This window comes from Methermicoccus shengliensis DSM 18856, from assembly GCF_000711905.1.
In the GTDB taxonomy this organism is placed as follows: domain Archaea; phylum Halobacteriota; class Methanosarcinia; order DSM-18856; family Methermicoccaceae; genus Methermicoccus; species Methermicoccus shengliensis.
Genome location: NZ_JONQ01000006.1, coordinates 1 through 1368 on the forward strand (window position 1 = coordinate 1; position 1368 = coordinate 1368).

Here is a 1368-nt window from a genome sequence, read left to right on the forward strand (position 1 = left end):
TCTATGAAGTGGGGAACACCCGAGGTGTCCACCACGGTGCAGTTCGGTGGGACGGTGATGGTGCCGTTGAAGAGTGTGGTGGTGTTGGACTCCACCCTCACGTGCACATTGGGTGCACCCTCGGCGATGATTGTGACGTTGCTCACGTTAAGCGCCACAATACCTTTGCCTTTTTCATAGACGGCACTGATCAGCCTGTAGGTGCCCGGACCCAACGTGCTCGTATCCAGATACACCGTGCTGCTGGTGCTCGTGGTCAAGTCATTGATCGAGACGCTGCCATTGTTTGGACCAGTGGTGTTTCTGAGCACATTCTGGGCATTGGCAGCGTTAATGTCTATCAGGTCCCAGCCCGCAATGACCCTCTCACCATTCACATCCACATTGGTGTTTGCAGCCGAGGTATCCGAGCTTAGGTCAACGATATAGCGATACGCCGAGTCCTTGATGAGCAGCGCACCATACCTGTACTGGGCACCTTGTGTGGCAGAGTCGCCTATAGAAATTGTCACTGGGAGCTCATATGCACCCAACCCTATCGTGGATTGTGCGCTCACGGTCGCATCGTATTTCAACACCTCAACTGGAGTGAGGGAGTATATCTGAATGAAGGGGTCCGTAAGGGGATCTACAAGCCGGTTTGTGACGAACAATACGTACGAACCCGCCGAGACTGAGGAGAAGCTGGCGCTGGCATCTCCACCCGAATCGAGAGTGGCGTTCAACCTCTCGGCACCATTCAGCAGCTGCCGCAGTGGCGTGGTATTTCCGTTTCTAAGACCCCTATCGATGTCCCTCACATCATCGAGGCCGGCAGGTGCAAGCCAGAACGACACGTTTTCTCCCGCAAACCCGCTTGCGCCATAGAAGGCGGCATTAACGGTATCATTCTGAAGGTAAAGCTGATACGTGGTGAATGGATAGGCGACCTCATCGAGGCGCTTGCTGCCCTCGATGGTGATGTTCTTGGAGCCCACCGTGTAACTCTTGTGGGTGCTCGTCACATCGTAGCGGAACAGCAGAGTGGGCGAGGGGATGGTCTTGCCACCGCTGAGCACCGTCCAGTTGCCCTCGGCCGGGGAGGAGGTGTGGTCCATGAACTGAATGATTTCCTTAGAGCCTCCCTCCTCTATGGTATAGGTGACGAGAGCAGGAGGTAGCTGATAGGTGGCGATGACCTGGAGGTGGTGAGTGCCCTCGGAAAAGTTAACGCCGGGCTGAAGCTCCGTGGTACCGTTGAATATGCGCAGAAGGATGTGAGGATAAGGGGTAGTATTCCAAGAGAGTGTGGTGGTCTGTCCATTGGGCACAGACACCGTGAGCTGCCATGTCACATTCTCCCCTGGAGCAACCGTGCCCTTGATGTTG

At 55.3% G+C, this 1368-nt stretch carries 1 protein-coding gene; it reads right to left on the reverse strand.

What is annotated here, in order from left to right:
* Positions 1-1334 (reverse strand): TIGR04279 domain-containing protein (locus tag BP07_RS00275; RefSeq protein ID WP_157203005.1); only part of this gene is annotated, 1334 nt, incomplete at its 3' end.
* Between the last annotated feature and the right edge of the window lie 34 nt (positions 1335-1368).